We start from the raw sequence: 26,988 nt of genomic DNA on the forward strand, positions 1-26,988 counted from the left end.
GCAGAATAGTTTGTATTCCTTTGGCCAGTATACCTTGTTCAATATATCGATGCCATGCTCTAAATTAAATTTGCGGAGCGCACCAAGTACGATCTCAGGGGGAAGCAGGAGCGCAGACGCCAAATTATCAGCTTGCCACTCATCCCAATCGCGGATCGGAAATTGTGGGCTGCGTCCCTGATAATAGAAAACACGATTTTGGAGCACACCATTCGTCGGATGCAAACCGGCCAAAATCTGGTGGGCTGTTTCGTGCGCCACAGTAGTTCTGCACACCCACGACCATTGAGTTGAATAGCCTGATTTCGTCATACTCTTTTCGCCCTTTGGCTGGCTTGGCGATTCGCTTTGCCTGGTCTGTCAGCTTTTGGTTCTGGTTTCGGAGCGCCTTATCACACATATGAGATTTTACTACCTGCTTTTGCCCTTTGCGGTGTACCCTGATTTTGAAACCAAGGAACTGTGAATATCGGCGTTTGACATTGACGATTCGCGTCTTTGCCTCTGATACTTCCAGCTTCAGCCTATCGGACAGCCATTGCGTGATTGCAATTTTGGCCCGTTCAGCGTCGCCTTTGGTTCGGCAGAATATGCGGAAATCGTCTGCATAGCGAACAATAAACATCTCTTTTAGGTTGGTGGTTTTCATAGCCCGATAGCCTTTTCCATAGTCCACCGACCCACTACGATTTACTTTTGTGCTGTACTTATGGATGACAGGGTTTCGCTGCCACTGACTTTCTATCCAATGGTCAAGCTCATTTAATACTATATTTGCAAAAAGCGGCGAAATGATGCCGCCCTGCGGCGTTCCCCTGTCAGGCCATTGTATCGTTCCATCCGGCAGCTTTATGGGCGCCTTCAGTATCCTTTTTATGTTCCAGATAAGATGCTTATCTCGTATCCCCATTGACCATATCTGCCTAATCAGCTTTGCGTGGTTCACATTATCAAAGAAGCCTTTAATATCAAATTCGATGACATAATGCAGATTCGAACGCTGCATATGTTTATAGGCGCTTTGTATTGCGTGTTCCACGGAACGGTTTGGTCGGAACCCGTAGCTATTATCGCTGAATTTAGCTTCGCAAATCGGCTCCATGACTTGTTTGATACATTGCTGCACCAGCCTGTCCCACATACAGGGGATTCCAAGCGGTCTGGTTGCCATCGGGTCATAAGGTTTTGGGATGTCTTTTCGCCGTACTGGTTTTGGGCGGTAGCCGTGTTGACTTCCTTGCACGATAAAACGGACTTTTTCCACAACATTTTCAGGAGACAGTTTTCCTATATCACGGATGGTAACTTTATCTGTTCCCGGCGTATTACTTCCGGTATTGGCTTTGATGTTTCTGTATGCCAGCAGAATATTTTCTCGTGATAAAATCAGCCCCATCAAGTCTGTAAAATATTCTCCCTCTTTTGCTCTTGCGTATAAATCATCAAAAGTTTCCTGCATTCCGTAATATTCCGTATGTCGCAGGTTGTCAACACTTAAGATTTTTGCGTTCTTCTCCTTTGGCATAAGGCACCACTCCTTTCTGGGGAGCGACCCTTTTGGTCGTACTCGCAATCCCTAAAACGACCAAATAGTACAATTTTCATATAATCGACTGAAGGCCATCCCTCCATTCCCATTACAGGAACTTCATCGGTTCGACCTCCGCTTTTCAGCATCGGTTCGGCGGCTTATATGTTTCGACCGCCTATTCCAAATGAGGAACCCGATACCTTTCCTTGTTCCGGCAATCCTATCTTTGCATCTATGCCCTTAGGCGCTTGCTCTGGTCCTGTTGGCTTGACTGCGCCTGTAACGCAATATGGTTTTTCATAACGTCAATTCTTACTCAACCACACCAACGCGGCGTGAACCGCACCGTACATTTCTATACGGCAACTATATAGACCCGTACATTCGCAAGTTTGTCAGTCGATTAAGACATTCTCGCCATAGGCATTTTATAGACCCCCGGCATATAGGCTGCACCATCCACCTCTGGACAGCTTTCGGCGTGTGGCATTCCGCTGATTCACGCTACGGCAGCTCTCTGCCGCCTTTGCCGAGCTTCTGACCCTCCCGCTTTCGCATGGAACGCCAGTCGGAGTTCAGGGCAGGCGTTTCAGGGCGTTACCCCTTCATTCCACCTGTCGGATTGCCAGTTCTCGCTTCTTTTTTTCAGAAGCGGCCTGTTTTTAGCACCACATGGTCTGACGCCCATCAGGGTTTTCCCTGATGGAATGGTGTTTGTTCAGGAACAAGTCGCACTGATGTTGGTTTCAACACCCAGCAGACGGTTCTCCACCTCCCGCACGGCCTCGTCCGTGGGCACATTGAAGATGTCAATGGACAACATCATATTGCGGTCCAGGTCAGTCAGGTTCGTCACGATCTCGTCCTGGATATAGTTGGCGTAGTCCTTCAGGAACAGCACCCGGCAATAGCGGTCGCCCAGCTTCAGATAGTCGCTGTGCTTCTCGATCCCGTCTGGGCAGATGTAGTCCTTGAAGTCGTGGCCCTTACGGGCCATATCCGCCATATCAAAATGAAAATTGCCCTCGTCTCCGGCCCGGTAGAAATCGTGGAGAATACGGAGCCGGTCCGTGGCGTCCAACTCCACGCACTTGGAGCCGAGGGCGGCGAAGCGGGCGGCCAAATCCGCTCCGACGCGGGTGAAGTAGGCGCGGGCGTCCTCAATATCCCGCTTGTAGACCGTGATGGTGATATACTTCTCCTGGGTGATGCCGTTGGCTCCGGTCGCCTTGTCCATGAGCATTTGATTGTACTCCCTGCGGTACTTGTCCAGTCCGTCCTCCCGCATGGGCATGAGGACAGACTGCTCAAAGTCCGCCTGACTTTGACGGTGGTTGCAGATGGTGAGCTTGGTGGTAGCGGCGCAATCCAGGCTGTTCAGCAGTTCCGAGTAGACCCGAAACATGGTTTCTTTATCCTCCTGACCGGCCACCTTGTAATTGATGTCGGTGAAGCGGTAGGTCTTGGAGAACTTGATGCCTACCTTAAAAATGCCGTCCGGCCAGACGCATTGAATGGGGATCACATCCTGCACCCTGCGGGGGATGCGGTACGGCTCCCGGTCCTGCCGCATGATGGTCTTGATACTTCTAATCATGGCGCTTGTATTCCTCCTTTTCCCACTTGTCTATGCTGGGCTTCAAGAGATCGTAATAGAGGGTGGACGCTTCAAAGCGCAGTTCTCTGGGTTCCAGTACCTCCGAGCGCAGCCATGCCCAGATGAATTGTTCCGCCGTCATGCCGTGGTAGGTGAAAAAGCCCAGGGCGGCGAAGGGGGCCGCGCCCAGGACGCACACCCAGGACACAGTTTCTGTCCCGACGTAGGGCTTTAGCAGAAAGTACAGCCCCACAGCGACAGCTACCGCCAGGGCAGAAAAAACGAGCTGCCGCAGGGACAGCCCGAAAAACATACTCTCCGTGTAATTACGGATCTCACGGTTGATTTTAACTTCCAAAACAGATTCCTCCTAATACTCACCGTTCCATCTCTTCTTTTTTTCTGAACGGCTTTTGGCGGGAAGGGTAGGGGATAAATTCTTCCTCGCCCTCAATGACACTAAACTCCGAGCGTAGAAGGGGATGGGTTTCGCGGCTCTGCCACAGGCGGATCATCTCTATCGCCTCCTCTCTTGTTTCCGTGCTGCCCTTCTGTGTCCCGTCTTTAAACATATAAAACCGTTTCATTCGTATTCTCCTTACAACCCCATCATTTCCCGCACAACATGATCGGACATTTTGACGCTGCCCACCAAAATGAGCATATTAAAAATGAGCTCACCAATGTAGCTCCACACCATTGAGGCCGCTGCGGCATCTTGGTCAACGGCAGGCGGGGCGCTGGCAAAGACGGAGAAGATGATACAGGCCAGCACGATGACGGCCCCTTCCAAACAGACGGCGGCGTAGCTTTTGAGAAAGCTTTTGCCCACATTCTGGCTGGGTTCCCCGGCAAAACTGGACAGGGGGATGGGGGCCAGCGCAGCGTACATAAACATTTTGAAAAAGCGCCCGTAGACACTCAATATCATTACGAAGGACAGCACCCAAATGAACAGTCCACCAATCAGTGTCACTGCCCATAGAGGGATGCTCTCGAAAAAACCGCAGCCCTCAATGGCCGTCACAATCTCCGCAGGCAGGATCGTGGACGATGGCGCGCCGAAGCCTGCCGCGTTCATGAGCGAGGACACCACGCCTTGAATAATGTCCAGCAGGGCCAGCATCAGTTCCATGCCGTAGGTGATTAGAGCCTTTGCCAGCGCAAAGCGGACGAACAGCTTCAGCGCGTGTTCCGGTTTTTTGACCTCCACAAAGCTGCCGCAGGTCTTGACCACACCCACCACGAAGAACAGTACCAGCAGGGCGTAACCGATGGCCTGGAGCGCACCGTGGATGTCCTCTATCACGGTCCAGATGGCTCCACCTTTGAAGTCCTGCGGGGATTGCGTAATGAGCTGCCATATCTCACTCAGTTTGCCGTTCCAGACCTCCAGCGCGTTTTCAAGGTTCTGAACGACCCAATTATCACTTCCGATTATTCTCACCTCAGTTCCTAAATTACGCAACAATGCGCTGGAGCATTGATCGCTCCAGCGCATCGTTGTTTGTCCTTATTGGTGCTTCTCTTTTAGTCGCTGCTCAATATCTGACGCGCTATACAGCACATCCGTCACAATGACCTTATCATCCCGAATCACATAGAACACAGAGTAGTTATCTACCAACATCCGGCGTAGACCTGCTGCCCGTTCCGGCTCAAAATCCACAACGCGATACCGCTCCGGGAAAGTATCCAGGGACAATATTTCATCCGCAATGCGATCATATTGTCCCGCCGCATTTTGTGGCGATTCCAGCTTTTCCGCAATATAACGGTACAGCTCCTCCATATCGTTCAAGGCGCTGTCTGTGATTTGGACTACAAACCGCTCTGTTTCACCGCTCATTTCGGAATACCTCGAAGGCACGTCTGGCGTCCTTTACCCGTCCTTGCTCTGCATCCTCCAGTCCTTTCTGGAGTCTTGCGTGGATCTCTTGTGCGTCCATCAAGTCTGCATTGATCGTCCCTGAAGCCTGGGGCAGCGTGACAGGGAAAGGAATTCCTTTCACCAACGTCACTTGATTGAGAAACATATCAATAGCAGTAGACATCGGAATACCGAGCTGCCGGAGGACATTTTCAGCCTGCTCTTTCACCGTGGGATTGACCCTCAAATTTAATGTTGCCGACTTATCCATCGTGTGTCACTCCTTTCTTCTATATTGTAACGCAAATGTCGTTACAATACAAGCGAAATTTGTGCTATGGGTGTGTTTTACCCAGTGATGAGGGTCAAAATCTCCTTTGCAAAAGTTATGACGATACCGCCCGCCAGGGTGAGAAAACCGTTAGACCGCTGGGACGGGTCATGGGACTGGAGGGAGAGGCCCACTTGGACAATACCCCAGCCCAGCAGGATCAGGCCCACCGCCCGGATCAGGCCGAAGATGAACTCCGACAAATTGTTGACCACTTCCAGTGGATCATCGGCGGCAAAGGCTGTCATGGAACAGCAGCCCAGCAGGGCTACGGCCATCACCAATGTGCAGTAGAAACGGAAACCCCGCTTCACCTTGTCGGGCATAGGGAGCCGCTTATTTTCCTTTTTGTTGTTCAGCATTTTCTTGTTCCTCCAGTTCAATGAATTTTTGCTCCAGCTCCTCTTCAGTGAGAAGAATGAAGTGATGCTTCGGCGCGTCCTGACCATCCTTTTCCGCAGCCTGTTTCAACAGTTCCTTGTCAAAACGGATAGACACGATGCTGTGGGCATCCTCACCGTGCTGGTATGGTTCCGCCCCGCCATCCGTAGTGCGTTTGATATTGGGATGCTTAAGAACATCGTACTTGAAATCCCGCACGGGCCGTTCTCCGCGAATAAAAAGAAGTGCGTACTGGTTGTCCAGCATACGCACTTCATCCGGCATGAGCAGTTCCCGGCCCGCTAGCTGCCAGTTGGTGGAGTAGCTGCCGCTCCGCCCTCTGGACTGCCCATAGGTGTTGTGGAGTAGGGAGGCACCGCCTTGCCATATTACTATGGTAGGTTCGCACCACCCTCTCCGGGAACCGGACTTACATCTCTCAATGTATCCGGCTCTGTTATCGTTCGGTCAGCAGTTACTCACTGGTTGTGGATTGCAACATGGCATTTTTTGCACACAACCAGCGTTTTACGCCGTTTTGCAATCATTGCAACCTCCCATGCCTGCTTGCCCTTAAGGTTTTTGAGCTTGTTGACATGGTGAACTTCGTAACAATCGCTCTCGGTCGTACCGCATAGCTCACAGACCTTTGCTTTCAATCTCTGCTCCAAGGCTGTTCGGGAATATCCGTACTCCACCGCAGCATTGCATACGATGTCCGTCGGATTGGCCTTATCCTTGCAATCGGAGTATTTTGCAAAATAGCATCGTTTTTGCCCCGTTTTGGTTTCGTAGGGGATTCCCCATTCTCCGTAGTGGTCTTTGAATTTCTCAACCACCTTGGCTATGGTGCATTTATGCTTACTTGCGAGGGTTTTGAGGCAACTGTATTCCATGAGATAGGAAAAGTAGCACAGTTTATAAAAATTGCTGGCAATTCCATAGTAGTTGCAGATTCCCCGCAGTTCCGCATTGTAGGCAGAAACGATTTCCAAATCTGTGAGTCGCAAAAGAGATTTACGGCGGACAGGCATGAGTTTCCCATCCGGTTTCTGTATCGCAATTTCCTTGGCGAAAATGAAGCTGTGAATCTTATCATCGAATGGGATAGACAGTTCACAGGAATTGTTGAGGGTGCGTTTTGTCTTTTTGCCTGGCCCACCATGCTTGATAATGCTGCTTCTGCGAACACGAACATCATACCCCAAAAATCTTGCCCTTTTGCTGCTATGAGTGATGAGTGTTTTTTCTTCGCTGAGTTCCATCTTTAAGGTTTCACGGATAAACTCAGAAAGTTTACTCTTTATCCACTGGCAGTCCTCTTGACTTCCTTTCACACCGAGAATAAAGTCATCCGCATAGCGGATATACTTGATGCACTTTTTTGTCTGAGCTGTACAGGGCATTTTCAGCATGAGCTTCCGCTTTTCGTTGTATTCGGAAAGCAGTTGTTCTCTTTCTGCCCCGGTGCGTCTGCCGATGTGATAGGAAAGTTTCTGGAGGTCATTGCTTAGGAGGCGATATTCTGTCCTGACAGGTTCTTGCCCATGGGTATCAAATTCGCTTTTCAGCTTCATTACAAATTTGTCCAGCTCATGCAGATAGATGTTAGCAAGGAGCGGAGAAATGATACCGCCCTGTGGAGTACCACTGTAGGTTTTGTGATATTTCCAATCCTCCAAATATCCAGCCTTTAGAAATTTGTAAATCAGCTTTATCAACCGGGCATCCTTGATTTTACTATGAATCAAGCCTACAAGAACGCTGTGGTCGATATTGTCAAAGCACCCTTTGATGTCACCCTCCACGAACCAACGCATACCATTGAACTCCATTTTTAAGGATTTCAGTGCGGTATGGCAGCTCCTTTTGGGTCTGAATCCATGAGAAACTGGCAAGAAAACAGGCTCATACACCGCTTCGAGAACCATCCGCAGAACTTCCTGTACCAGCTTATCTGTGAATGTCGGGATTCCCAGAGGTCGCTTTTTCTTGGGATTGTTCTTCTTCTGGATATAGGTTCTTCTGGCGGGTGTGGGCTGGTAGGTTTCATCAGCGAGCCTTTGGATGATATTTGCGATTTTGGCTTCGCTGAATCCATCTGCCGTGTCATCGTTTGCACCCTTAGTTGCGGCACCACTGTTGGCATACAGATTTTTATATGCCAGAAAATACAGGTCTGGCCTCAGCATATAGCGATGCAGTCTGGTAAAAATTTCATCTTTATTTGCGAGTGAGTTTCTACTGATTCTTGCTAAAATTTCGGTTGTTGGTTGCATTTTGAGGTTTTCCTCCCTAATCAACTTTTCTTTTAGTACACAATAACTACGCCCCTTCGCCATGTGAGGGTCATTACCCCTCTCGGACTACTACGGGCGTTCCGTGCCCATGCAGGATTTTCAGGCTCTACAGCCATAGCCGAATTTTCACCTCCTTCGGTTGGCGTTCCTGTTTAGGGCATCCCCAGTTAGCGTTGAGCATAGGCAAATGTGGATTGTCGGTCTCCGCTTTCGTTTCCTTGCCATAGGTTCTCCTACAGATTGCACACCGTTTTTGATAACCGATTGATTGACACCTATAACCAATCGCCAGTGTGCCAGAGGTTACAGATACTTTCCTCCGCCTGACCGATAACAGAAATTAGAAACTTGCGTTCAGTAAACCCAACTTAAGCCTCATATCCACTTAACATTGCAGTTCAGTCGCACCAAGTTATCTTTAGGTGACTTACTGCTTTCCTGCCGTGCTGTGTTCCCGTTTCAGCTTTCGCCTTTCGGTTAGGCAGGTTGTTTCCCGTGTTATCTTACGGGGTAGTGCCTTACACTACTTTGCTCAACGCCCTATCTGGGCGCACTATATCGAGGGTTATCTTTCCGATATGGACCGGCTGAAGGAGAACACTCACCCCAATGAGGACGGCTTCTCCCCCATGGAGGTGGAGGGGACCGTCTACACCGACAAAAAAGCCGCAGGCAGCGCCATCCTCGCCGCCTGCAAAGCCATGACCAGCCCCGAACCTGTCCCCCTGGGCCAGTACCGGGGCTTTTCTATGGACCTGTCCTTTGCAAGCCTGACCAGGGAGTTCAAGGTCACGCTGAAAGGGGCGCTGTACTACACCACGAACCTCGGCACAGATGTTTTTGGCAACATTCTCCGCCTGGACAATCTGCTGGAAAGCATGGAGGAGCGGATAAACACCTGCCGGGAACAGTTGGAAAATACCAGGATGCAGCTCGAAAACGCCAAACTGGAGGTGGATAAGCCCTTTCCCCAGGAGGACGAGCTGAAAAGAAAGTCCGCCCGCCTGGATGAATTGAACATCCTGCTGAACATGGACAAGCGGGAGAGCGAGATCGTGGATGGAGATGTAGGGGATGAAGTCACCGCCCCCGCCCGTGGCAGTCCCGACCGCGAACGCTGAAAGAGTGAGAAATGTCTGACCCTCAAAAACATGATACGGGAGCAAGCCGCAGACTTGCCCCCGTACATAGTTTGTTGTATCATTTCCGCGGATGGGTGTCCCACGCCCACCTGTATACGGTATCAAAATTCATGATAGAATGGAGTTGAATGCTATGGCAACCTATCTCACAGGTGACACACATGGGAACTTTCTCCGCGTGGACACCTTTTGCCGCGCAATGGAAACAACAAAATCCGATACCATAATCATCCTTGGTGATGCTGGTTTCAATTATTACCTGAATGACCGCGACACCCGCGCAAAAGAGTATGCCAGCGCCATTCCGGTCAAATTCTTCAGTATCCACGGCAACCATGAAGCCAGGCCCCAGCGCATCCCATCCTATATGGAAGGAGAATACTGCGGCGGGAAAATTCTCTATGAGGAAGCATTTCCGAACATCCTCTTTGCTGTTGACGGCGAGATTTACAATTTCGATGGGTACAAGTGTATCGTGATCGGGGGCGCGTACAGTGTGGATAAGCACTACCGGCTGGCGCACGGGTGGCATTGGTGGCCGGATGAGCAGCCGGACGAGGAGATCAAAGCCGTGGTTGAAGCGCGGCTTGCCGCCTTACACTGGAACATCGACATTGTTTTGAGCCACACCTGCCCCCGCAAATATGAGCCGACCGAAGTATTTCTCTCCAGCCTTGACCAAAGCTCCGTAGACAAGAGTACCGAGGACTGGCTGGACGGCATAGAGGACCGCCTGGACTACAAAAAATGGTACTGCGGCCACTACCACACCCGGAAACAGGTCGACAAAATACAATTCATGTTTGAGGACTTTGACACGATGTTTATTCGTCTATGAATAAGGTATTCTATGTTACCTTTCCCGGCTACGGGGAGCGTTAGCGATTGACAAGCATCCGGCGTACCGATACAATAAGGAAAATGAAGCAGAAAGGACGGGGTAAGAGATGGGCCGACAGGATATGATGGGGCAGCCCGGACACGATACCGGCCTACCAGCTGACAAGAGTTATCTGGAGTGCGGCCTGCCTGACTTCCTGCGGGAGTCCATCGCGCAGATGCAGGCGGCCTGGGACCGGCTGGACCGGGGTGAGAAGGACCTGCGCTGGGACTGCGACTACTGCAACTTGCAGGCAGACATCAACAACGCGGAGGTCAATCAGGTCATCAGCTCGGAACAGGCGTGGTATCTCCGGGAAAAGTATCTGCGGATGGAAAGGGAGTGACCGCATGGGCGTCATTGACTTTACAGATATGCAAAAACGGAACAAGGCATACGCCGGCGCAAACGGCAAGAAGATTTCCGTCCTCTATGACGGGGAGCAATATATGCTGAAATTTCCGTCTATGGTGAAGAAGAACCCGGACATGAGTTAAGGTACCCCCGCACAAGGGCAATATTTTAACCGCATGAGAGCATTGTTATTGTAGATAGCATAGCCGATATGAGACAGATAAAGATGGTCGCAAGCCATTAAGGGCTTTCAAAACAGCTATCCTTATCACCACGATGTTTTTCAATCATGACTGATGCGGTAGTTGTTGAAACAAATGTTTGAAAATGATAGTTACCGAAAACTGCTGCTGTATACTGGGCGGCTCGAGAGTGTAGGGCATGGGAAAATCGGGGAGCGAAGGGCTGCGAGTGGCATGATACATAGATAACAGTAGAAAGTATGGATTTTTCCCCAAATGATTTACTTTTTACTGGTAACCCACACTAAACTTTTAATAAAGAGCTGTCGATATTTTAAATAAAAGATATGCGCAGTATTTGGTTTTTCTTAGTCAGTCGATTCTATAAATACCAGTTCTAAACAATAAGACAGAAGGAGGAAAAACGATGACGGTCAGCGATATTGCCAGGATGATGGCAAATGCGGACAGGTACAGGCGGCAAGGCGTTACGCAAAACCTTCCCAACGGCTCTCTGCCTCCAAAGGACCACGTGAACCCATATTGCCCAGAAGGAATGGATATTACAGGTCGGACGGATTTCCGTCGGATCGTTCCTGTTGACGAGGACGTTGCGAACAGGATCAGAGCACTGGTGTTTGAGAACATGAAAAACAACGGCGGAATGAGTGATGGAGAAGTTGAAAGCCAAGTTATAAAAAACTATATTATGTCGTTGCCTCCTGAAGAAAGAGCCGCTGCCGGATGGACATTAAATCAAATCAGTATACAAGAGGCTAAGCGTTTGGGAGAATATGTGCATCAGCGGGACCCGTCTTGGAATTGGGGAAAGCCAGTTAAGCCCGGTATCTTAAATGAATATCACCAAGGGATCGATCGGAAAGCATAAGAGAAATTGAAAATTCAGTCCGGCCGTTAAATTTCTCAGAGACGATAAAAATGTTTGTTAGAAAATTGGGGCCAGACCCATTTTTTCAAAACATAAGTGCTATACAGAGACGGTCTGCTCTCCATTAAGAGAAAACCCCGCCCGTGGCGGAGAGACCGCCAGAGGTCCCGCAATGCGGGACCTTTGGTGGCGCAAGCATCGCATTTTGATGTCAAAACGCCACTTGCAGGGGAAATCCCCTGACCCCAATGCCGCCAATCGACGGGACTTTTTGGCAGCACTGCCGGCAAGTTTGTGCTAGGAAACCGGGTTTGGCAATATTGCCAAAAGCGATTTTGGGTGGGGAAAGGTGGACTTCTGACAGCGTTGCCAAAAATCCATTTCCGGCCAGCATTTCGGAACAACATTGGTACCTCGGAAAATAAGGTTTGGCAATAGCCAACCACACCGCACCTGTGTCCGCATGAGCGCAAAGGAATACGATCTGTTGAAGAAACGGAACAGGGCCGCCGGACTGTCCGCCAGCGCATGGCTGATGCGGCAGATGGAAACCAACCGCCCCGTCCTGTTCAGGGAGGCGGAGACACGGCAGGCCATTGCCTTTATGAACGAGGCAGGCCGAGAGATCAACGCCATCGCCCGTGACTTCAACAGCGGTTACGGGACGGCAGAACAGCTCAAATATGCTGTCCGGCGGCTGAGTCAGGTGTATCAGCGCCTGCATGAGCTGAGAAAGAAGGGATGTCCCCAGGCGGATGACGAGATCATGCGGTCTGTCCTCACCAATAAGGGCGACCGCGACCATCGAATTTATGAGATACCGACCTCCGCGATTACGCTGGAAGGAAAGAAAATCCGGTATTTCGATTTTATTTCCTCGCTGCGGGATGAAGGGTGCAACCGCGCTTTGCGGCGAATCGTCCCCCAGATCGACATGGATAAAATCGGGAAGTTGATTTATGACACCCCATTCCTCAGTGATTTGCAGCGGCAATTTTATCTGACCATGCTGGCGGAGCGGAAGGCGAAGATACTGGATTTCGCTCTGGAAAAATTAGAGCAGGCGAAAGATGGGCTTCTACCAGTGAAACACAAAGCCGGGAAAGACCGGGACGCCCGATAAAGCAATCACATACCTTTTTGGCAAGGCCGTGTCTGCGGCCTTGCCGTTTTACATAGCCGGGAGGTTTTCATCTGGAGATCTCCCGGCTATCACTATTTTATAAGGAGTGATACAGCATGACCAACAAAGAAATGATGCGCCAACTTTATGAACGGATGGCAGCCGAGCAGCAGAAGTATAAGGCATGGCTTCTGGAGCAGCCCCCCAATGTGATCCTGGACAATGCCTGCAAATTCACCGTCCGAGAAGACATTGTGATGGAGTTGGAGGTACTGGAACTGACGGACGCCCAAGCTGCGGCCCTGCTGCGGTCCCGGACCCCGCTGGCGGATGTTTACCGGGCGTGGGAGCGGGCGGAAACTCACCACATGGACGATGTGCGGGATGTGATCGAGGCCCGCGCAGATACCGTTATACGGGCTGAAAAGGAAAAGGGCCAGCGGGAGGAACGGTAGGATGGGCTATGTCACCCCGGAGCAGATCGCACAGGCTAAGGAATGGGACCTGCTGACCTATCTCCAGCAGTATGACCCGCACCAGCTCGTCCATGTGGGCGGAAGTACCTACTGCACTCGTGAGCATGACAGCTTGAAGATCAGCAACGGAAAATGGAACTGGTTCTCCCGCAAAATCGGCGGGAAAACAGCCCTGGACTATCTCATTAAAGTCCAGGGCTTTTCCTTTACCGAGGCAGTGGAGGCCCTGACGGGACCGAACTTCTCTCCCCCGTCTCCGGTGCCTCAAGCCAGGCCGAAGGAGCAGGAACCCCGGAAGCTGGTTCTTCCCCAAGCCAGCCGGTGCGCCACCCATGTTGTCAGCTATCTTCATGGGCGGGGCATTGACTATGATATGATCGACTACTGCATCCAGACCGGGCGTTTGTATGAAAGTCTGCCCTATCACAATGCTGTATTCGTGGGCCGGGACCGGCAGGGCCAACCCCGCTACGCCGCCCTGCGGGGCATCATAGGGGACTTCAAGGGCGAGGCCACCGGCAGTGACAAGCGGTATTCCTTCGCCATCGCGGAGGACTCCGCTGCACCCAGCGTCCACCTGTTTGAATCGGCCATCGACCTGTTGAGCTACGCCACCCTGCTGAAAATGAAGGGCCGGGACTGGCGGCAGGACGCCATGCTCTCCCTGGGCGGGGTGTTCAAGCAGAAACAAGAGTTTGTCATCCCCATGGCTCTCAGCCAGTACCTTCAGGACCACCCCGGCGTCCACACGCTCTGCCTCCACCTGGACAATGACGAGGTGGGCCGGGACGCGGCAGCGGGTATCATGGCTGGCCTGGGGGACAGATACGAAGTGCTGGACAGGCCGCCGCCCAGCGGCAAGGATGTAAACGATCTGCTGCTCCAGCGGAGGTTGGGGCAGGCAAAGAGGAAGGAGGAATGGAGCCGGTGAAGGACCATCAGGGCATGAAGATCATCGGGATAGACAATGGCTACGGCAACATCAAGACTGCAAACTGCTGTTTTCCCGCGGGGCTGACCGTTCATGACGCAGAGCCGGTATTCAAAGACGATCTGCTGGTCTATGACGGACGCTACTACCTGATTGGGACAGGCCACAAGGAGTTTAAGGCGGACAAGACCGGGGACGATGGCTACTATATCCTCACCCTGGCCGCTATCGCCCGTGAGCTGAATGTATATGGCCTGACAGACGCCACGGTATATCTTGCAGTGGGATTGCCCCTCACCTGGGTAAGCCGGCAACGGGAGGATTTCAAAGCCTACCTCACGCGGAACCGGGAACTGGCCTTTACCTTCCGGGGGAAAGCCTACTGGGTGGAGATCGCCGGGGTGGATGTGTTTCCCCAGGGCTTCGCGGCGGTGGCCGGCCAGATCAGGGACTTCCAGGGCGTGAATATGCTCTGTGACATTGGCAACGGCACCATGAACATCATGTTCATCAACGACCGCAAGCCTGTTGTGGACCGGATGTTTACTGAGAAGTATGGCACCCATCAATGTATGCTGGCCGTCCGGGAGAATGTCATGCGGACCCACCATGCCACGGTGGACGAGTCGATCATCAACCGGGTGCTGCGGTTCGGCACAGCGGATATTCGGGAGGACTATCTGACCACAATCCGGGAAACCGCCGCAGAGTATGTGGGCGAGATTTTCCGCATCCTGCGGGAGCGTGAGTACAACCCAGCTCTCATGCGGCTCCATGTGCTGGGCGGCGGAAGCTGTCTGGTCCGCAACTTCGGGGCGTATGACGCCGACCGCGTGACCATCTACGAGGACATCTGCGCCACCGCCAAGGGCTATGAGTTCCTGTGTGAGCAGGCTTTGCACAGGGGTGTGAGCGGATGAAACTCAAACGGTTTTCGCTGCGATTTAACCTTGACCGGGAGAATGACCGCAGGGCGTGGGAAGCCCTGCACCGCATGGACGCCCGATCCATCAATCAGGAGATCATCGCCAGGATCAACGCAAAAGAGCAAACCGATGTGTTGAAAGAGTTGATCCGTCAGACCGTATCTGAAGAATTGGAGCGAACCGCAAAGAACGGCTATGACCGGCCAGCGGCGCAGGCGGAAGCCAGCACGGAGGACCTAAACGCCGTGTTTGACTTCTTGAACAGTTTTTAGCGGCATCGCTTGTGATGCCGCTTTTTCCCGCCCGTCGAGGGGCATGGCATCACCTATGATGCCGCAAAAATCATAATAGGAGGTTGTCACTCCATGAGTGAAAAGGCCCTTTGTGAGGTCAATATGACCTATGCAACCATGCGAAGTTATTTTCGCGCAGCAGAACGTGCCCGCCAGCATTTGTCCGGCTTCATTGTGTTCTCTCCGGCCAGCTTTGACAAGGAGTATTCCGTGGAAAGCCGTACCTATGCGGTGTCCAGCGACAACAAGGCGTTTCGGCCTAATATGGGCGGATATTCCATCTATGCTTCGTCCCTGGATGGCTCCGATCCCTGTGTCCGTCTGGAACAGTACATGGCATCGGAGTACGGCGGCAAGAACGGCTGGCAAATTGAGCGGTGCTATATGATGTCCGATGAAGTGGAGCGGGCGAAGGCCCTCATACGAACCGAAAAAGAGCATGAGCGTTGAGGAAATGACCAAGCCCGCACGCTCTCCCGCGCCGAAGGCGCAGAGGAAGGCGGTATTGTCTTAGCAAGCAACGAATTTGCTGGGACAAATTCCGCTTGACAGGGGTCTGCCGCCCCTATAACCCCGCAAAAGGGCCGCCAACTGAATAACAGTATCAATTGACGGCTACCACCGCGCATCATAGTTTAGTTGTCCCGCCGATAATGCGGCTCCGGTGTGTAATGCTCCCGGTGGTATTTTTGGTATTTCTCAGACTGCTGGACTTCGGACTCCGCATCCAGCGCCAGTTCGTAATCCACAGGATCAGCACAGACAGCATCCAATAGTATCCGTTCCAAATGCTCATATTCGGAAAACTGATCCAGGGAGGCCATGACGAAGGCATCCCGCACATAACCGGCGCTCTCCGCTAAAAGGTCCTGGTCTATGTGGTAGCCATAATGTTCAACAAAAAAGGTCAGCAACATCACGACGGTCCTGGTATTACCCTCACGGAAAGGATGGATCTGCCAGATCTTTGTAAAGCACCGAACAATAGTCGATACAAATTCTTCTCTGGGCATTGCTGCCCAATTCTGGTGCTGAATATCTTGAAAGGCTGCGGCCAAATCATCTGCAATCGCGTCATCGTTGCTGTACCATACGCTGCGGCCCGCAAGTAGCTTTTCACGCTTTGCGATATTGATGATCCGGTATTTGCCCGCCCACTGGTAAATGTCACCGAACAGAAAACGATGGATGCTCCGTAGGCCCTCCGGTGTAAAGTCACAGAAGCCCTGCTCATAGAGCAGCATCATATTTGCGCGGGACTGTTCCGCTTCAATCAGATCCAGCGTCTTTTCATCCCTGATGTCCAACGTGTTTCGTAGGACAGGAATATCCTCATAAAAATATGGATCAACCATGTTTCCGCACCTGTGCTGCCAGCTTTGCGTGGGAGACCAAAAGTGCCGCTTTCATCTGTGCGCCGCTGATCTCTCCCCGCGCCCAGCTTTGAGAAAGTGCCTGGGCATAGCGGGAAACCGGAGCACCTTCAATCGCATTGATGGCATCAGCCGTTTTGACCGCCGCTATTCTTCGCTTGTGTTGTGCCGTCATATGGACCACCTCGGTGTTCAGTATAACACACGGCCAGCTAAATGAAAAGATATGCCAACCAGTAAATTCTAACCTGACAAAATCAAGGAGGATGTTATGAGAAAAAGAAATCACCGCGTGGAGATCTACTTCACTAAAAATGAACTGGAAACACTGACGAAAAAGGTCCGCAAGTCCGGCCTGTCCCGTGAGGGGTACTGCCGCCGCATCCTCAACGGTACGGCGGTGAAAGAGGCTCCACCCGCCGATGTGCCTGTGCTGATCCGGGAGGTGCGGCGTGTTGGGGCCAGTCTCAACCAGATCATGAAGCGGGCCAACGCCGTCGGCCTGCTGGATGTGCCCCAGCTCCGCAAGGCTCTGGAGGACAACCGGACCGTGGAGAAGTTGATCGTGGACATCGTGCGCCCAGATAGGGCGTTGAGCAAAGTAGTGTAAGGCACTACCCCGTAAGATAACACGGGAAACAACCTGCCTAACCGAAAGGCGAAAGCTGAAACGGGAACACAGCACGGCAGGAAAGCAGTAAGTCACCTAAAGATAACTTGGTGCGACTGAACTGCAATGTTAAGTGGATATGAGGCTTAAGTTGGGTTTACTGAACGCAAGTTTCTAATTTCTGTTATCGGTCAGGCGGAGGAAAGTATCTGTAACCTCTGGCACACTGGCGATTGGTTATAGGTGTCAATCAATCGGTTATCAAAAACGGTGTGCAATCTGTAGGAGAACCTATGGCAAGGAAACGAAAGCGGAGACCGACAATCCACATTTGCCTATGCTCAACGCTAACTGGGGATGCCCTAAACAGGAACGCCAACCGAAGGAGGTGAAAATTCGGCTATGGCTGTAGAGCCTGAAAATCCTGCATGGGCACGGAACGCCCGTAGTAGTCCGAGAGGGGTAATGACCCTCACATGGCGAAGGGGCGTAGTTATTGTGTACTAAAAGAAAAGTTGATTAGGGAGGAAAACCTCAAAATGCAACCAACAACCGAAATTTTAGCAAGAATCAGTAGAAACTCACTCGCAAATAAAGATGAAATTTTTACCAGACTGCATCGCTATATGCTGAGGCCAGACCTGTATTTTCTGGCATATAAAAATCTGTATGCCAACAGTGGTGCCGCAACTAAGGGTGCAAACGATGACACGGCAGATGGATTCAGCGAAGCCAAAATCGCAAATATCATCCAAAGGCTCGCTGATGAAACCTACCAGCCCACACCCGCCAGAAGAACCTATATCCAGAAGAAGAACAATCCCAAGAAAAAGCGACCTCTGGGAATCCCGACATTCACAGATAAGCTGGTACAGGAAGTTCTGCGGATGGTTCTCGAAGCGGTGTATGAGCCTGTTTTCTTGCCAGTTTCTCATGGATTCAGACCCAAAAGGAGCTGCCATACCGCACTGAAATCCTTAAAAATGGAGTTCAATGGTATGCGTTGGTTCGTGGAGGGTGACATCAAAGGGTGCTTTGACAATATCGACCACAGCGTTCTTGTAGGCTTGATTCATAGTAAAATCAAGGATGCCCGGTTGATAAAGCTGATTTACAAATTTCTAAAGGCTGGATATTTGGAGGATTGGAAATATCACAAAACCTACAGTGGTACTCCACAGGGCGGTATCATTTCTCCGCTCCTTGCTAACATCTATCTGCATGAGCTGGACAAATTTGTAATGAAGCTGAAAAGCGAATTTGATACCCATGGGCAAGAACCTGTCAGGACAGAATATCGCCTCCTAAGCAATGACCTCCAGAAACTTTCCTATCACATCGGCAGACGCACCGGGGCAGAAAGAGAACAACTGCTTTCCGAATACAACGAAAAGCGGAAGCTCATGCTGAAAATGCCCTGTACAGCTCAGACAAAAAAGTGCATCAAGTATATCCGCTATGCGGATGACTTTATTCTCGGTGTGAAAGGAAGTCAAGAGGACTGCCAGTGGATAAAGAGTAAACTTTCTGAGTTTATCCGTGAAACCTTAAAGATGGAACTCAGCGAAGAAAAAACACTCATCACTCATAGCAGCAAAAGGGCAAGATTTTTGGGGTATGATGTTCGTGTTCGCAGAAGCAGCATTATCAAGCATGGTGGGCCAGGCAAAAAGACAAAACGCACCCTCAACAATTCCTGTGAACTGTCTATCCCATTCGATGATAAGATTCACAGCTTCATTTTCGCCAAGGAAATTGCGATACAGAAACCGGATGGGAAACTCATGCCTGTCCGCCGTAAATCTCTTTTGCGACTCACAGATTTGGAAATCGTTTCTGCCTACAATGCGGAACTGCGGGGAATCTGCAACTACTATGGAATTGCCAGCAATTTTTATAAACTGTGCTACTTTTCCTATCTCATGGAATACAGTTGCCTCAAAACCCTCGCAAGTAAGCATAAATGCACCATAGCCAAGGTGGTTGAGAAATTCAAAGACCACTACGGAGAATGGGGAATCCCCTACGAAACCAAAACGGGGCAAAAACGATGCTATTTTGCAAAATACTCCGATTGCAAGGATAAGGCCAATCCGACGGACATCGTATGCAATGCTGCGGTGGAGTACGGATATTCCCGAACAGCCTTGGAGCAGAGATTGAAAGCAAAGGTCTGTGAGCTATGCGGTACGACCGAGAGCGATTGTTACGAAGTTCACCATGTCAACAAGCTCAAAAACCTTAAGGGCAAGCAGGCATGGGAGGTTGCAATGATTGCAAAACGGCGTAAAACGCTGGTTGTGTGCAAAAAATGCCATGTTGCAATCCACAACCAGTGAGTAACTGCTGACCGAACGATAACAGAGCCGGATACATTGAGAGATGTAAGTCCGGTTCCCGGAGAGGGTGGTGCGAACCTACCATAGTAATATGGCAAGGCGGTGCCTCCCTACTCCACCTGTTCATACTTGGCGATTTGCTGGGGCAGCTCCTTGATGATCTGATCCTCCAGGGCGTACCGCTGGCTAAGGTGGTTGGCTTTCAGGAGCCGGAGCCGCTGCACATCAATGTCCAGGTCCATCTTCTCCTTGATATGGGGATTTCCGGTGCAGAGTGCCTTGATTTCCGCGTATGACAGGGCGGTTTCATCTATATCCTCGCAGGCCCGGACCGGGGATTTGCTGGTCATGATCTGCCCGATGAACTTCTGCTTGCCCTCCACCAGCTGATAGAGGTAGCTGTCAAAGGTGTTCTCGGTAACATAGGTATAGATGTCCACCTCATTGTTCTCGTTGCCCTGCCGGATGATCCGGCCCTCCCGTTGCTGAAGGTCGCTGGGGCGCCAGGGACAGTCCAGATGGTGGAGCGCCACGAGTTTCTTCTGGACATTGGTGCCCGCGCCCATCTTCTGGGTGGAGCCGATCAGCACCCGGACCTGCCCGGAGCGCACCTTGCCGAACAACTCCTTTTTCTGTGTCTCCGTGTTGGCGCTGTGGATATAGGCTATTTCTTCGGCTGGTATGCCCCTGGCAATCAGCTTATTCCGCAGGTCATCATAGACATTCTGAAATTCCGCCATCTCGTAGCCGCCCTGCTCGTTTGGGACCATTTCAATAGGCCGGTTCTTGCCAGGGGTGGAGAGGTCGCAGAATACCATCTGCGCGGAACGTTGGTCCGCTGTGCGCTGCCATATATCAAACACATCCCCAGCACAGGCGTTGATCTTGCTGGTGTCGCTGTCCGGGAGCAAGGGGTTGAGGAGCCGTTGGTCCAGGGCCAGCTTGCGCCCGTCGTTGGTGATAAGCAGCATATTGTCCTCGGTGCTGTCCACCATCCTATTGCGGACCTTCTCCGCCCGCTCTCCCAGCGCCGCCACCATCTCCTCTTGCTGTTCCGAGGGTTTCAGGACGATGTTGTGGTAGTTGGCCTTGGGGACGGGGAGGTTGAGCATATCCGCTGTCTGGATGTCCGCCACTTCCTTAAACATGGACATGAGTTCCGGGAGGTTATAGAACCGGGAGAACCGGGTCTTGGCCCGGTAGCCGGTGCCCTCCGGGGCCAGCTCGATGGCGGTGACAGTCTCGCCAAAGGTAGATGCCCAGGCGTCAAAATTGAGCAGGCCGTGTTCTTCCAGGACGTGGTACTGCAAATACTTCTGCATGGTATACATCTCCACCATGGTGTTGGAGATGGGGGTGCCTGTGGCGAACACAACGCCCCGGCCCCCGGTCAGCTCGTCCAGATAGCGGCATTTCATATAGAGGTCGCTGGACTTCTGGGCCTCCGTCTGGCTGATGCCGCCCACATTCCGCATTTTGGAAAAGGCGGCGAGGTTTTTGTAGTAGTGGGCTTCATCGACAAAGAGGCGGTCAATGCCCAGTTCTTCAAATGTGACCACATCATCCTTACGGCTCTGGTCGTTCAACTTTGCTAACTTGGCGTCAATGGACTTTTTTGTGCGCTCCATCTGCTTGATGGAGAAGCGTTCCCCGTGGTTGGCTTTCAGTTCCGCGATGCCGTTCAGGACCTCACTCCGCTGCTGTTCCAGGAGATACCGCTGGCGCTCCACACTCACCGGGATTTTCTCAAACTGGCTGTGTCCGATAATGATGGCATCATAGTCGCCGGTGGCGATCCTGCCGCAGAACCGCTTGCGGTTCTTGGTTTCAAAGTCCTTCCTGGTCGCCACCAGAATATTGGCAGAGGGGTAGAGCTGCAAATACTCCGACGCCCACTGCTCCGTCAGGTGGTTGGGCACCACGAACAGGCTTTTTTGGCACAGCCCCAGCCGCTTGCTCTCCTGGGCGGCAGCTACCATTTCAAATGTTTTCCCTGCTCCCACCACATGGGCCAGCAGGGTGTTCCCTCCGTAGAGGATGTGGGCGATGGCGTTCACCTGATGGGGCCGCAGGGTGATCTCCGGGTTGATGCCTACAAATTTCAGATGACTTCCATCGTACTCACGGGGCCGTATGCTGTTGAATTTGTCGTTGTAGAGCCGCGTCAGCCGCTCCCTCCGGGCCGGGTCTTTCCATATCCAGTCCTGGAACGCTTGCTTGATAAGCTGCTGCTTGCCCTGGGCGATAGCCGTTTCCTTCTTGTTCAGGATGGGAACGCGGTTGCCGTGTTCGTCCTCCACATAGTCAAAAATACGCAAATCCCGGAGATTCAGGGTTTCCTCAATGATTTTGTAGCCATTGACACGGGTGGTGCCGTAGGTGTTCTCCGCCTTGACATTGCCCCTGTCGGCAAATTTACTTTCGATATTCCATGCGCCGGTGTGCTGGGAGTAATGGCTGCGTATCATCCGCTGACTGCGGGGGGAAGTCCCGAACAGTTCATAGATAAATTGGTCAATGACCTCTGTGGGCAGCCAGGTGGCCCCCAGCCGGACGGCGATCTCGCTGGCGGTCAGGTCCACCGGCTGCACCCGTTCCAAAGCCTGGACATGGGCGGTGTAGTCCTCCGGGTACAGTTCGGCGCTTCGTTTTGCCCATTCCAGCTTCTCCCGCACATTCCCGGAGAGGTATTCGTCCGCAGTGAGGTACTTTTCCTCGGAGCCACCGCCATACCCGTGCATGGGGTTCAGGAAAATCACGCCGGTCAGGTCGGCGTAGACCTCCTGCTCGGTCTTGCCGGTCAGCTCCGCCATATAGTCCATGTCCACCTTTGCCTTTTCAGCCAGTGACACGGCCAGGGCCTCGGACGCGGTATCTACATGGGTGATCGTGATCCTCTGCTTGATGGTGCGCTTGATAAACATATCCGCCTTGCGGACATAGTTGCGCTCATCGTCCAGCACCTCCAGGGAGGTCAGGAGGAAGTAGGCGCTGTCCATGCTGAACGCGGAGCTGTTGGCGCGGGAGTTGATCCGCCCGTACTTGTCCACAAAGGCGTCGTAAAGAGCGTTTAACTTCCGCTGCTGGGCCTGAATGTCCTGGTCGGGCCAGTCCTCGGTCTGGTACTCAATGAGCGTCCGCACACAGTCCCGTATGCCGATCAGCCCCTTGATGCGGTTGGCCGCTGTCACGGACACCTCTACCGGGTTCATGCGGCTGTTTTCCCGGTAGTACACCTTGCCGTCCACGATGGTATAGCTGAAATTTCGTACCTCCGGGTCCGCGGGGATGGACTTGTCCTCGCCCTCGGTTTCCGGGTCGTCCATGACATACTCGGTGATGGAGCCTTGGATACTCTGAATAGCAACGGCAAGCTGGTCCTCCAGGTCCCGCCCCTCAATGGGCAGGCAGGCGGTTTCCGGCCCATAGGGGCCGCTGATCTCCCGCATTTCGCCCATGACCATCTCCGGGTGGTCAATAAAATACTGGTTCATTTTCAGCCCGTTGGCGTCGGTGTTCAGGTGTACCCAATCCGGTTCCTCGCTGGAGAGGGCGTCCCGCTTCTGCAAAAAGAGGATGTCGCTGGTCACATCCGTTCCCGCGGCGTCCTTGAAAGTGTTGTTGGGCAGGCGGATGGCCCCCAGCAGGTCGGCGCGCTGGGCAAGGTACTTCCGCACAGTGGGGGTGTCCTTGTCCATCGTGCCCTTGCTGGTGACAAAGGCGATGACGCCGCCCGGCCTGACCTTATCCAGCGTCCGGGCAAAGAAGTAGTCGTGAATGAGGAAATTGTATCGGTCGTACCGCTTGTCGATCACCTTGAAGGAGCCGAAGGGCACATTCCCGATAGCGGCGTCAAAAAAGCTGTCCGGGAGGTCTGTTTTTTCAAACCCCTGGACAGCGATAGACGATTGTTGATAAAGCTGCTGGGCGATGCGGCCTGAGATGCCGTCCAGCTCCACGCCGTAGATTTTGGAGTCCGCCAGGGCCTCCGGGCGCATACCAATAAAGTTGCCGATGCCGCAGGACGGCTCCAACAGGTTTCCGGTCTGGAAGCCCATGTTCGTGAGGGCCTGATAGATAGATCGGATGACCACGGGCGGAGTATAGAAGGCCGTCAGGGTGGACTCCCTGGCCGCGGCATATTCCTCCTCGGTGAGCAGGGCTTTCAGCTCGGCGTACTTGCTGTGGCGCTCGTCAAAGCAGTCTGCCAAACCGCCCCAGCCCACATACCGCGCCAACACCTCCTGTTCCTCCGGGGTGGCAAGCCGGTCCTCGGCCTCCAGCCTTTTCAGCAGGCGGATCGCCCGGACATTGTTGTTGAACCGCTCCCCAGGGGTTCCCACGCCCAGGGCGTCATCGGTGATGTGGTACTCATGCCGGTCTGCGTTGGGAACTTCAGGATGGAGGACAAAGGGGGACACCCTGGCCCTGCGCTGGGGGGCCAGTGGCGGCTCCGTACCGCCTTGGTCGTGCCCATCTGCTGAACTTTCCACGCCCTTTCCCGGTCCCGCTGTCTTTTCAGCCGGTCCCATCAGACGCCGAATGACGGAAATATGCTCCACGCGCTCGATGGGGAAACCAACTGCGCCCTCAAAGGTGAGATCCCGCAGGGAGGCCCGGCCATCCTCGTCGATCTTTTCTACACGAAACCGCCGGCCCTCCAGCGTGATCTCCTTACCGAGCAGGTCACGGTCCGAAGCAGCCGTTTCCGTATCCTCCTGCGGAGGCAGAGGTTGTTCCTCTTTTGCGGCGGGAGGTTCCGGTGTGGGGAAGTCCCCGATCACGCGGAGCCACTTCTTCTCCAGCAGGTCGTAGACAGCCGCGCCCTCGTAGGCAAAGCCGTCTGCTTCCATCGTGCCTTCCAGATAGCCCCGTGCCGCCTGTTCCGCCTCCTCCAGCGTCGCGTATTCCGTTTTCTCATCCATGCCGTTTTCCAGGTGGTGGTAGACCACCACCTGATAGCGGCGCTCCGCTTCGTCCCGGTCCACCGGGGCATGGGCGGGCGGCTTCTCCCGTGCCTGGACCTTTTGGGCCAGAGGGCGGTCCGCATAAAGTTGTTTCTCCGCCTCCTCCAGTGTGGCAAAGCTCCCGGTCGTGGGCGTCACCCTGCCGGAAATGAAGCCGTACTGATTGCAGAAGGTCCCGTTCGGTTCCCGGAAAATCACAAGATGCTCGTCGCCGGACCAATATTCCGCTGCCTGCCGGTACGCGAGGTCCTGGGCGGCGATGGGGTCTTTTTTTGCCTGGGGACGATGGGTATAAAGTGCTGCTTCGGCCTGCTCAAAGGTATCAAAGCCACTCGCCGTTGCATACACCGTGTTATCCTGATCGTCATAGCAATATTGGACATAATACTGGCCGTTGGGGTACTGCCGGATCAGGATGGTTTCGCCCTCCCCATAATACCGGGCGAGGGGGTTCACCTGGTTCAACTGGCGGGCGTACTCCTCCGCCTGCCACCGGCTGGTAAATTCCTCACTGACGCCCTCATCATCCACATAAATCTCATCTCGAATGTTGTCCCACACAGCGTAGCCGTTCTCAGTTTCGATGGGGGAAAAGCGTTCATCAGACTGTGGCGCACGGGCGGAAGCCTGTTCCGCATCGGCCATGACCCGCTGAATAAAGGGGTCGGCATTCAGTTTATCCGGGTCAATGACTTTTCCGTCCACAATGCCTCTTTCTGCAAGAGTTCTGCGGATGGCGGCGGGGTCTATCTCCGGGAAAGGGTCATCCTCTGTCTGCTGCACTTCCGTCTGCTTTTTCTGAGTCTGCTGTTTGTTGTACTCCTCCTCCGCAAAGGCCACCATCTCGTCAAAATCCAGGTTGGCGAGAAGTTCATTCAGGTCATGGAAGCCGGCGCATTGGATGGAAGCAGCCTCTGAGCCGTCCACCAGATAGGACAGGCGGAACGATACCAAGTCCACACTGATCTCTACGGTGTGGGCGCTGTCGCTGGTGGAGCTGAACGCCAGGGGGACATGAGAGAGGTCGGAGAAGTCGGCCTCCTGCTCAAAGACCTCCATACAGTAAGCGTTAATGAGCCATTTTGCCCGCCCCAACTGCGCCTGCGCCATGTCAATGACCTGGAAGCCCTGGGGCGGCGGGTCCAGTTCGGCAAGGAAGTCCTGGGGAATGGTCTGGCCCTGGCCGTCCCGGTAGAGGACGATCCGCATGGGCGCGCCAGCATGGTTTTCTTCCTTGATTGCCGCCACAAATTCCTCCGCGCCGGTGTACTCCACGCTTTCGCCCACGCTGCCGTTCGTGCCCAGGAAGTCGATCCGTCCCACGGGCAGCGGGGCGTCCGGCGATTCCCCGGCATCCGGTTCTTCGGCGTCAGCCACGGGTGCCGCGTTCTCCGCCACCTGAAGCAGTCTGTCGTTCAGCGGGTTCTCCGCCAGCAGACGGTCGAATTCCTCACGGGGCAGTTCCTTATTGAAAATAGGAAAGGTCGGGTCATAGAGCCGGACGGTCTGCTCATTATAGGCCAGCAGCTCATACTCCTGCGCCCCCAGGTACACCGTGTCGCCCAGGGTCAAGCGGTATTCCTTTTTTGGAGGGGGCGGCGGATTCAGTTCCTCCTCGGTGGGTTCCAGCGGTATGGCAAGGGGACCGCTCAGATCAGCCAGCACAGCCTCACAGCGTTCCGTCAGGTGGGTCTTGTCCCGGAAGATCGTCTGCATGGCGTTTCGCAGGGTGGGTAGGACAAAGAGATTATCTCCTGACAGAACATAGCACTTCTTTTCCCCTATTCTAAAGGAGTTCGCACACGTTCTGGCAAGTAGGAGTTCCTTGTATGGGTCCGTTTCACCGGTCCGTGTTTTGAAATCCACATAATCATCAATGATGGAGCAAATCTCCGCTGCGATGTCCCAACGGGCCTTCCGCTGCTCTACCTGTGCCCGGTATTTCGGATAATGCTCTTTTTCCGCCCGGTTCAGGTAGCGTCCAGCGGCAATCAGTTCCCCAATACGCTTTTCCACCTTGGCCCAGGTCAGCAGGAATTTCCCGTCAGGGTCGCCGTAGTCGCGGGAGATGGTGATGCCCGTGCTGTCGTGGTCTACCCTAAAGCCGCTGCTGGGGATAGCGTTGGAATAGGAGCCTACGCCGTATTCCACTTTCAGGAATTTGGCATTTTCCTGTCTGCTTTCCTGCTTCTGATACTGGTCATAGATGCGGAGTTTGGACGGTGAGTACCTTCCGCACAGAACATAGTCAATGGCCTCCTGGGGCAAAATAAAAGCCGAAGCCTTTTCTGCTTCTGCCTGTTCTATGAGAGAGACTTGTTCCGCTTCGCTGGGCAGGGGGCGCTCATCCGGGTCGAGCCACTGGTGCAGCAGGATCATCCCGTAGATGGTGTCGGCAACATGGGGCCACCGAAGGAATTCCTCTTTCTCGCGGGAGAGGTACGTCCCGCGCCAGAGGTTCAGCACATCGTCCCATGCCCGATACCCGGCCCG

Annotated in this window: 24 protein-coding genes and 3 pseudogenes; 13 read left to right on the forward strand and 14 right to left on the reverse strand. The window is 53.0% G+C overall.

Features of this window, described 5'->3' with window-relative positions; translation table 11 throughout:
• Positions 1 to 6: 6 nt before the first annotated feature.
• The 11 genes and pseudogenes from ACLTXB_RS01400 to ACLTXB_RS01450 all read right to left on the reverse strand — a co-directional run.
• Positions 7 to 207 (reverse strand): annotated as a pseudogene (locus ACLTXB_RS01400) (ImmA/IrrE family metallo-endopeptidase); the annotation flags it as partial.
• A complete protein-coding gene (gene ltrA / locus ACLTXB_RS01405; RefSeq protein WP_428226073.1) occupies positions 140 to 1,525 on the reverse strand; it encodes a group II intron reverse transcriptase/maturase in 1,386 nt (461 codons plus the stop codon). The gene ltrA and the pseudogene ACLTXB_RS01400, both read right to left, overlap by 68 nt.
• Before the next feature lie 739 nt (positions 1,526 to 2,264).
• A pseudogene (locus ACLTXB_RS01410) lies at positions 2,265 to 3,128 on the reverse strand (VirB4-like conjugal transfer ATPase, CD1110 family); the annotation flags it as partial.
• Positions 3,121 to 3,486: a PrgI family protein gene (locus ACLTXB_RS01415; protein ID WP_333847231.1), complete on the reverse strand. Its 366-nt coding sequence runs from the start codon at positions 3,484 to 3,486 to the stop codon at positions 3,121 to 3,123. The gene ACLTXB_RS01415 and the pseudogene ACLTXB_RS01410, both read right to left, overlap by 8 nt.
• Before the next feature lie 19 nt (positions 3,487 to 3,505).
• Positions 3,506 to 3,715 carry a hypothetical protein gene (locus ACLTXB_RS01420; protein WP_412260815.1) on the reverse strand — a complete coding sequence of 70 codons (210 nt, stop codon included), beginning with the start codon at positions 3,713 to 3,715 and terminating at the stop codon, positions 3,506 to 3,508.
• An 11-nt stretch (positions 3,716 to 3,726) separates the two neighbouring features.
• Positions 3,727 to 4,566 (reverse strand): hypothetical protein, encoded by an 840-nt coding sequence (locus ACLTXB_RS01425; RefSeq protein ID WP_412260886.1) that lies wholly within the window; start codon positions 4,564 to 4,566, stop codon positions 3,727 to 3,729.
• A 75-nt stretch (positions 4,567 to 4,641) separates the two neighbouring features.
• Positions 4,642 to 4,977, reverse strand: coding sequence for a type II toxin-antitoxin system RelE/ParE family toxin (locus ACLTXB_RS01430; RefSeq protein ID WP_412260813.1), 336 nt, complete (start codon positions 4,975 to 4,977; stop codon positions 4,642 to 4,644).
• Complete coding sequence (locus ACLTXB_RS01435) at positions 4,967 to 5,269, reverse strand: type II toxin-antitoxin system RelB/DinJ family antitoxin (protein WP_055179173.1); 303 nt, start codon at positions 5,267 to 5,269, stop codon at positions 4,967 to 4,969. Before ACLTXB_RS01435 ends, ACLTXB_RS01430 begins: the two co-directional genes overlap by 11 nt.
• A gap of 77 nt (positions 5,270 to 5,346) precedes the next feature.
• Positions 5,347 to 5,691, reverse strand: coding sequence for a hypothetical protein (locus ACLTXB_RS01440; protein WP_055179172.1), 345 nt, complete (start codon positions 5,689 to 5,691; stop codon positions 5,347 to 5,349).
• Positions 5,666 to 6,070, reverse strand: a pseudogene (locus ACLTXB_RS01445) (type IV secretory system conjugative DNA transfer family protein); the annotation flags it as partial. The pseudogene ACLTXB_RS01445 and the gene ACLTXB_RS01440, both read right to left, overlap by 26 nt.
• A gap of 119 nt (positions 6,071 to 6,189) precedes the next feature.
• Complete coding sequence (locus ACLTXB_RS01450; RefSeq protein WP_412260729.1) at positions 6,190 to 7,989, reverse strand: reverse transcriptase/maturase family protein; 1,800 nt, start codon at positions 7,987 to 7,989, stop codon at positions 6,190 to 6,192.
• 599 nt (positions 7,990 to 8,588) lie between these two features.
• Here ACLTXB_RS01450 and ACLTXB_RS01455 point away from each other — a divergent pair.
• The 11 genes from ACLTXB_RS01455 to ACLTXB_RS01505 all read left to right on the forward strand — a co-directional run bounded on the left by ACLTXB_RS01455 (position 8,589) and on the right by ACLTXB_RS01505 (position 15,656).
• On the forward strand, positions 8,589 to 9,131 hold the full coding sequence (locus ACLTXB_RS01455; protein ID WP_412260811.1) for a hypothetical protein: 543 nt from the start codon (positions 8,589 to 8,591) through the stop codon (positions 9,129 to 9,131).
• 154 nt (positions 9,132 to 9,285) lie between these two features.
• The gene (locus tag ACLTXB_RS01460; RefSeq protein ID WP_009260414.1) at positions 9,286 to 9,990 is read left to right on the forward strand and encodes a metallophosphoesterase family protein; all 705 of its coding nucleotides are present in this window, start codon (positions 9,286 to 9,288) and stop codon (positions 9,988 to 9,990) included.
• Positions 9,991 to 10,099: 109 nt separating this feature from the next.
• Positions 10,100 to 10,378, forward strand: coding sequence for a hypothetical protein (locus tag ACLTXB_RS01465; protein ID WP_009260413.1), 279 nt, complete (start codon positions 10,100 to 10,102; stop codon positions 10,376 to 10,378).
• Between the two features lie 4 nt (positions 10,379 to 10,382).
• Complete coding sequence (locus ACLTXB_RS01470; RefSeq protein WP_317381002.1) at positions 10,383 to 10,529, forward strand: hypothetical protein; 147 nt, start codon at positions 10,383 to 10,385, stop codon at positions 10,527 to 10,529.
• 466 nt (positions 10,530 to 10,995) lie between these two features.
• Positions 10,996 to 11,457, forward strand: coding sequence for a DUF3879 family protein (locus ACLTXB_RS01475; RefSeq protein WP_055179152.1), 462 nt, complete (start codon positions 10,996 to 10,998; stop codon positions 11,455 to 11,457).
• A gap of 406 nt (positions 11,458 to 11,863) precedes the next feature.
• Positions 11,864 to 12,580, forward strand: coding sequence for a plasmid mobilization protein (locus tag ACLTXB_RS01480; RefSeq protein WP_412260808.1), 717 nt, complete (start codon positions 11,864 to 11,866; stop codon positions 12,578 to 12,580).
• Positions 12,581 to 12,696: 116 nt separating this feature from the next.
• A complete protein-coding gene (locus ACLTXB_RS01485; RefSeq protein WP_055179156.1) occupies positions 12,697 to 13,035 on the forward strand; it encodes a DUF3848 domain-containing protein in 339 nt (112 codons plus the stop codon).
• Position 13,036: 1 nt separating this feature from the next.
• Positions 13,037 to 13,987 carry a DUF3991 and TOPRIM domain-containing protein gene (locus ACLTXB_RS01490; RefSeq protein WP_055179157.1) on the forward strand — a complete coding sequence of 317 codons (951 nt, stop codon included), beginning with the start codon at positions 13,037 to 13,039 and terminating at the stop codon, positions 13,985 to 13,987.
• Positions 13,975 to 14,907 carry a ParM/StbA family protein gene (locus ACLTXB_RS01495; RefSeq protein WP_287554989.1) on the forward strand — a complete coding sequence of 311 codons (933 nt, stop codon included), beginning with the start codon at positions 13,975 to 13,977 and terminating at the stop codon, positions 14,905 to 14,907. Before ACLTXB_RS01490 ends, ACLTXB_RS01495 begins: the two co-directional genes overlap by 13 nt.
• The gene (locus ACLTXB_RS01500; RefSeq protein ID WP_196059815.1) at positions 14,904 to 15,185 is read left to right on the forward strand and encodes a hypothetical protein; all 282 of its coding nucleotides are present in this window, start codon (positions 14,904 to 14,906) and stop codon (positions 15,183 to 15,185) included. The genes ACLTXB_RS01495 and ACLTXB_RS01500 overlap by 4 nt, the downstream gene beginning before the upstream one ends.
• A 93-nt stretch (positions 15,186 to 15,278) precedes the next feature.
• Positions 15,279 to 15,656, forward strand: coding sequence for a hypothetical protein (locus ACLTXB_RS01505; protein WP_287554992.1), 378 nt, complete (start codon positions 15,279 to 15,281; stop codon positions 15,654 to 15,656).
• Positions 15,657 to 15,841: 185 nt separating this feature from the next.
• Here the strand turns inward: ACLTXB_RS01505 and ACLTXB_RS01510 are convergent, their stop codons facing one another.
• Both ACLTXB_RS01510 and ACLTXB_RS01515 read right to left on the reverse strand, forming a co-directional pair.
• Entirely contained in the window at positions 15,842 to 16,561 is a 720-nt protein-coding gene (locus ACLTXB_RS01510) for a Fic/DOC family protein (protein ID WP_287554994.1), read from the reverse strand.
• A complete protein-coding gene (locus ACLTXB_RS01515) occupies positions 16,554 to 16,754 on the reverse strand; it encodes an antitoxin VbhA family protein (RefSeq protein ID WP_226928423.1) in 201 nt (66 codons plus the stop codon). The genes ACLTXB_RS01510 and ACLTXB_RS01515 overlap by 8 nt, the downstream gene beginning before the upstream one ends.
• A gap of 96 nt (positions 16,755 to 16,850) precedes the next feature.
• Between ACLTXB_RS01515 and ACLTXB_RS01520 the strand changes: the two genes are divergently transcribed.
• Positions 16,851 to 17,189 carry a plasmid mobilization protein gene (locus ACLTXB_RS01520; RefSeq protein ID WP_412260805.1) on the forward strand — a complete coding sequence of 113 codons (339 nt, stop codon included), beginning with the start codon at positions 16,851 to 16,853 and terminating at the stop codon, positions 17,187 to 17,189.
• 539 nt (positions 17,190 to 17,728) lie between these two features.
• The gene (locus ACLTXB_RS01525) at positions 17,729 to 19,528 is read left to right on the forward strand and encodes a reverse transcriptase/maturase family protein (protein ID WP_412260729.1); all 1,800 of its coding nucleotides are present in this window, start codon (positions 17,729 to 17,731) and stop codon (positions 19,526 to 19,528) included.
• Positions 19,529 to 19,638: 110 nt separating this feature from the next.
• Here the strand turns inward: ACLTXB_RS01525 and ACLTXB_RS01530 are convergent, their stop codons facing one another.
• Positions 19,639 to 26,874 (reverse strand): DEAD/DEAH box helicase family protein, encoded by a 7,236-nt coding sequence (locus tag ACLTXB_RS01530; RefSeq protein ID WP_412260884.1) that lies wholly within the window; start codon positions 26,872 to 26,874, stop codon positions 19,639 to 19,641.
• Positions 26,875 to 26,988: the final 114 nt, after the last annotated feature.

The sequence above is a fragment of the Flintibacter sp. genome (assembly GCF_046973065.1).